This window comes from Sphingosinicella sp., from assembly GCF_052388015.1.
Classification (GTDB): Bacteria; Pseudomonadota; Alphaproteobacteria; order Sphingomonadales; family Sphingomonadaceae; genus Allosphingosinicella.
This window is the reverse complement of record NZ_JBQTIN010000040.1, coordinates 1-5,625: the sequence shown is the minus strand read 5'-3', so window position 1 is coordinate 5,625 and position 5,625 is coordinate 1. Positions and strand designations below refer to the sequence as shown.

The 5,625-nt window shown below is 69.0% G+C and carries 4 protein-coding genes; all 4 read left to right on the top strand.

Going from position 1 to position 5,625, the window contains the following annotated elements; all coding sequences use genetic code 11:
• Positions 1-53 precede the first annotated feature (53 nt).
• Positions 54-1,316 (top strand): LPXTG cell wall anchor domain-containing protein, encoded by a 1,263-nt coding sequence (locus tag ACT4N3_RS03180; RefSeq protein WP_444853757.1) that lies wholly within the window; start codon positions 54-56, stop codon positions 1,314-1,316.
• Between the two features lie 269 nt (positions 1,317-1,585).
• The gene (locus ACT4N3_RS03175) at positions 1,586-3,334 is read left to right on the top strand and encodes a DUF1800 domain-containing protein (RefSeq protein ID WP_444853756.1); all 1,749 of its coding nucleotides are present in this window, start codon (positions 1,586-1,588) and stop codon (positions 3,332-3,334) included.
• A gap of 10 nt (positions 3,335-3,344) precedes the next feature.
• The gene (locus ACT4N3_RS03170; protein WP_444853755.1) at positions 3,345-4,724 is read left to right on the top strand and encodes a DUF1501 domain-containing protein; all 1,380 of its coding nucleotides are present in this window, start codon (positions 3,345-3,347) and stop codon (positions 4,722-4,724) included.
• 53 nt (positions 4,725-4,777) lie between these two features.
• The coding region (locus tag ACT4N3_RS03165; RefSeq protein ID WP_444853754.1) for an alpha/beta fold hydrolase at positions 4,778-5,625 on the top strand (848 nt) is incomplete at its 3' end.

The window sequence follows — 5,625 nt, the reverse complement described above, 5'->3', positions numbered from 1 at the left end:
AGATCAAACGATGAGCGGTGCCTTTTTGGCCGTGAACTCGTTGGCCCGCTGTTATGAAAACGCACCCCCAGACCCTTCGCACCGCCGCCGTCGCGCTGTTCGCGTCCGCCGCTTTCCTCAACGCCCCTGTGTTCGGGCAAGCCGCGCCGGTCGTCGCGCCGCCGCCGCCGGTCGTGGTGACACCACCGCCACCGGTTGCCGAGACGCCGCCGCCGGTTGTGAGGCCGGCTCCTGCGCCCGCGCCGCGCGCCACGCCGGCAGAGCCGCCTCGCGCCGCTCCTGCCGCGCCGGAAGCGCGCCGGACGGCGCGCCCCGCGCAGCGCGCGCCCGAGCGCAGCGTCCGCATTGCCAACCGGTCTGCGCCGGCGCCGGCTGCGCCCGCCGCGTCGGCCCCGGAGACGACTCCCGCCGCACCGGCTCCTGCCCCAGTCGCGGAAGCCACGCTGCCGCCGCCGGTTGCCGAGCCGGCGCCAGCCGCGCCCGCAGAGCCTGCCGGCGATGTCGCTGTCGTCGACACGGAAAGCTCTACCGTCACCTGGCTGGTTGCTGCCGGCCTGGCGCTGGTCATCGCGCTTGCGGGGATCGTCCTTTGGCGCCGCCGCCGGTCGGCCGAGGATGACTATTATTATGAGGAGCCCGCTTATGAGGAGCCGGCGAACGTCGTCGAGCCGGCCGCTCCGGTGGCGCGCGCCGACTATCAGCCGGCGCTCGTCACGCCTGCCTTCCGCCGTCCGGAGACCGCGCCGGTCGTCGAGCCGGAAGTGACCGCTTCCGCCACCGGCATCGAGCTGGGCGAGGCCGATCGGGCCGATATGGAGGCGCTGGCCGCCTCGTCGAGCCCGGAAGGCCATCGGCCCTGGCTCGAATTCCTGATGCGGCCGGTCCGCGCCGGCACCACCGATGACGAAGCCTTGGTCGAGTTCGAGCTCACCGTCGGCAATACCGGCACGGTCGCCGCCGAGCACGTTCGCATCTCGACCTGGATGCTGGCCGGGCAGGGCTCCGACATGGAGCGCTCGCTGATCGAGCCGCCGGCCGACGCGGCGACCTCCGAGACCCGGATCGCGCCGGGCGACGGCGCCAGGGTCGATGCCGCCATCGCCCTGCCGCGCAATCGGCTGAGGGACGATGTGCTGCCGGTCGTGGTCGCCGACGCCCGCTATCGCCTGCCGGGCGGCGGCGAGGGACGGACGTCGGCCCGCTTCGCGGTCGGTCTGCCCAGCGGCGACGGCCTCGCGCCCTTCGCGGTCGCGCTCGGCGAGGGCCTGCGCGACGATGTCGAAGTCCGGCTGCACGGCGAGCCCGAGCACGTCTGAGCAGGACTGAACGAAAAAGGGCGCGGCGCATCGCGGGTCGCGCCCTTTTTTCTTGTCCGCCGCATGACTCGTCGCGGCGCATTCATGCCTCGCTTCGGCGGCGAAATTGGTCGCGAGATGTAATCGACCCTACCGGCCGATTCACCCTTAGCCTATACGATCCGGCAAGGCCCTTGGCGCAGCTTGAGGCACGCCAAGTGGAGGGGAGGGCAACAGATGACCGACGGGAATGCGGCCCTCGCACGTTATGCGGTAAGGGGAGGGCCCCGATGACCGACGGACACGACCCCGGAAAGCGCTTCGCGGAGTTTCCGGATATCGCTGCGCTCGAACCCGCGCCTGCCGAGGCGGCGGTGCCGGACCGCCATGGCCTGCCGCCCGAAATCGTCCTCACCGCCGCCTTGCCGCTCGCCGCGTGCGGCGGTGGAGGAGGCGGTGGCGGTGGAGCGCCTCCCGCGGCCGTGGTGCCGCCGCCACCGCCGCCTCCAGCGATCGTGCTGCCGACCGGCCCAGAGGCTACCCGCTTCCTTTCGCAAGCCTCGATGGGCTCGAGCCGGGCCGGCATCGACAATGTCGCGGCGATCGGCTTCGCCGCCTGGCTCGACCAGCAATTCGCGACCGCCCGGACGGTCAGCCATTGGGATTGGCTGGTCCAGGCGGGCTACAACAACGCGGCCAATATCGACAACGAGAACGGCTTCGATCCCGTGATGTGGCGACAGCTGATCGCCAGCCCGGATCAGCTCCGCGTCCGGGTCGGCATGGCGCTGCTCGACTTCCTCGTCGTCGGCATCGGCGGCGTGACTTCGGGGTGGCGGCAGTTTGCCGTCGCCGCCTATGTCGACGTGCTGATGGATGGCGCGTTCGGCAATTTCCGGACGCTCCTGACCAACATTTCGACCAACGCCGCGATGGGCTATTACCTCACTTTCCTCGGCAACCGCAGGGCGAACGCGCAGACCGGCGCGGTGCCGGACGAGAATTACGCGCGCGAGCTGATGCAGCTGTTCACCATCGGCCTGCTGCGCCTCAATGCCGACGGCACGGTCCAGACCGGCGCCGGCGGCCAGCCAATCGAGACCTACACGCAGGACGATATTACCGGCCTGGCGCGTGTCTTCACCGGCTGGAACCTCGATTCGAGCGACGCCACGACGCCCGACCGGCTGCGGCGGCCGATGGCCAACATCGCCTCGCAGCATGAAACCGGCGCGAAGACCTTCCTCGGCACGACGATTCCGGCCGGAACCGACGGGGCGAACAGCCTCCGCCTCGCGCTCGACGCGATCTTCGCCCATCCCAATGTCGCGCCCTTCGTCTCGAAGCAGCTGATCCAGCACCTCGTCACCTCGAACCCGGCGCCGGCCTATGTCGCCCGGATTTCGGCGGTGTTCGAGAATAACGGCTCGGGCGTGCGCGGCGATCTTCGCGCCGTGGTCCGTGCCATCCTGCTCGATGTCGAGGCGCGCAGCGTCGCGATCGCCGACGCGGCCAGCTTCGGCAAGCTGCGCGAGCCGATCAACCGGCTGACCGGCTGGGCGCGGGCGTTCAACGCCGGCTCCGCTTCCGGTCTGTGGAACACGATCGGCGACACCAGCTCGACCTCGAACCGGCTCGGCCAGAGCCCGGGCCGGTCGCCCAGCGTCTTCAACTTCTTCCGGCCGGGTTACACGCCGCCCAACACCGCGATCGCCACCGCCGGGCTGGTCGCGCCGGAATTCCAGATCACCAACGAGCCGTCGGTGATCGCTTATGTGAACTATATGGCGGGCCTGGTGCCTTCGACGGCCGATTTCCGCGCCAATTATGCCGACATTATCACGCTCGCCGGCGACAGCACGGCCCTGGTCAACGAGGTGGACCTCAGGCTCGGCGCGCGGCTTTCCGACGCGACCAAGGCCACGATCAGGGGGGCGGTGGACGCGATCCTGGCGACCGGTGCGAACGGGCCCGCGAACCGGGTCTACACGGCGGTGACGCTGACCCTCGCCAGCCCCGAATTCCTGGTCCAGAAGTGAGGAGGGCGCGATGACCGACCTTTCCCGTCGTGCCTTCCTCCAGCGGGCCGGGGCCTTGAGCATCGTCGGCGGCGCGGCGCCGTTCGTCATGAACCTCGCCGCGATCGGCGAGGCCGCGGCCGCCACAGCCACCGACTACAAGGCCCTGGTCTGCATCTTCCTGTTCGGCGGCAATGACTATGCCAACACGGTGACGCCCTACGATCAGGCCTCCTACGATCTTTACGCCGCCAATCGCGGCACGATCGCCCATCTGCGCGACACGCTGACGCCGACCGTGCTCAACCCCACCAACCCCTTGTCCGGCGGCCGGCAGTTCGCGCTCGCGCCCAATCTCGCGCCCCTGATCCCGGTGTTCAACGCCGGCCGGATGGCGGTCATGCTCAACGTCGGCGCCCTCGTCCAACCGACCAGCAAGACGAACTATACCAACCGCTCGGTGCCCCTGCCGCCCAAGCTGTTCAGCCACAACGACCAGCAGAGCTTCTGGCAGGCATCGAGCCCGGAAGGCGCCACCTCCGGCTGGGGCGGCCGGATCGGCGACCTGCTCCAGTCGGGCAACGGCGCCTCGGCGCTCACCTGCATCAGCGCCTCGGGCAACAGCGTCTATCTCGCCGGCCGGACCGCGATCCAGTACAGCGTCACGACCACCGGGCCGATCCCGCTGCTCAACAACGCGACGACCCTGTTCGGCTCGGGCGCCGGGATGACCGCGCTGCGCGGCCTGATGACGGGCGCCCGCACCAACCTGTTCGAGAACGAGCATGCCACGGTCACCCGGCGTTCGATCGATCTCCAGGCGCAGGTTACCGCCGCGCTTGCCGCTTCGCCGACGATCACCACGCCCTTCCCGGCCAACACCGGTAACCTGGCCGAACAGCTTCGGATCGTGCTGCGCCTGATCTCCGTGTCTCAGGAGTTGGGGGCGCGGCGGCAGGTCTTCTTCGTCAGCCTCGGCGGCTTCGACAATCACGATTCGATGCTCACCACCCATCCGGTGCTGATGACCCGGCTTGGGGCCGCGATGCGCTATTTCTACGACGCGACGGTCGAGCTGGGCATCGCGGACCGGGTCACCGCCTTTACCGGTTCCGATTTCGGCCGCACTTTGACCTCCAACGCCAACGGCTCGGACCATGGCTGGGGCTCGCACCATTTCGTGATGGGCGGCGCGGTCAACGGCCGGGCCTTTTACGGCAATCCGCCGACGATCGCGAACAACGGCCCGGACGATGTCGGCCAGGGCCGGCTGCTGCCCAGCCTCTCGGTCGACCAATATGGCTCGACGCTGGCGAACTGGTTCGGCGTTTCCTCTGGCCAGATGTCGACGGCGCTGCCCAACATCAACAATTACAATTCCAGCACCTGGAATCTCGGCTTCCTGACCTGAGCCTTGCGGCCGGCCGCCGGACCGGTAGAGCTGCCCTTCCTGACCGGGAGGATATGATGCGGCCGCTACTGCTTGCCTTGCTCGTTTTGCTCGCACCCTGCGCGGCACTTGCCCAGACCGACTATGCGGCAGGGCTGACCGAGGGCGACGTCACCCTGCGCGACTTCCGCTTCCGCTCCGGCGAGACGCTGCCCGAGCTTCTCATGCATTATGCGACGCTCGGCACGCCGCGCCGCGACGCGGCGGGCAATATCACGAACGCGGTGATGGTCCTCCACGGCACCGGCGGCTCGGGCCGTCAGTTCCTCCAGCCGCAATTCGCCGACGAGCTGTACGGCCCCGGCCAGCCGCTCGACATCAGCCGTTTTTACATCATCCTTCCCGACAATATCGGCCATGGCCGCTCGTCCAAGCCGAGCGACGGCCTCCGCATGCGCTTCCCGGCCTACGACTATGACGACATGGTCGAGGCGCAGCGGCGGATGCTGGCCGAGCTTGGGGTGAACCGCCTCCGCCTCCTCTTCGGCACCTCGATGGGCTGCATGCACGGCTTCGTCTGGGCCGAGACCCATCCCGGTTTCGCCCGGGCGATGATGCCGATGGCCTGCCTGCCGACCGAGATCGCCGGCCACAACCGGATGTGGCGGCGGATGGCGATCGAGGGCATTCGCGCCGATCCCGCATGGAATGGCGGCAATTACACGACGCAGCCGGCAATGGGGCTGCGTGTCGCCGTCTCGCTGCTTCAGACGGCGGGCTGGAACCCGCTCCAGGTCCAGGTCGCCTATCCGACCCGCGCGGCCGCCGACGCTTTTATCGTCGAGCGGGTCACGCGCGACATGGCGAGCCGCGACGCCAATGACCTGATCTACCAGCTCGACGCCTCGCGGACCTACAATCC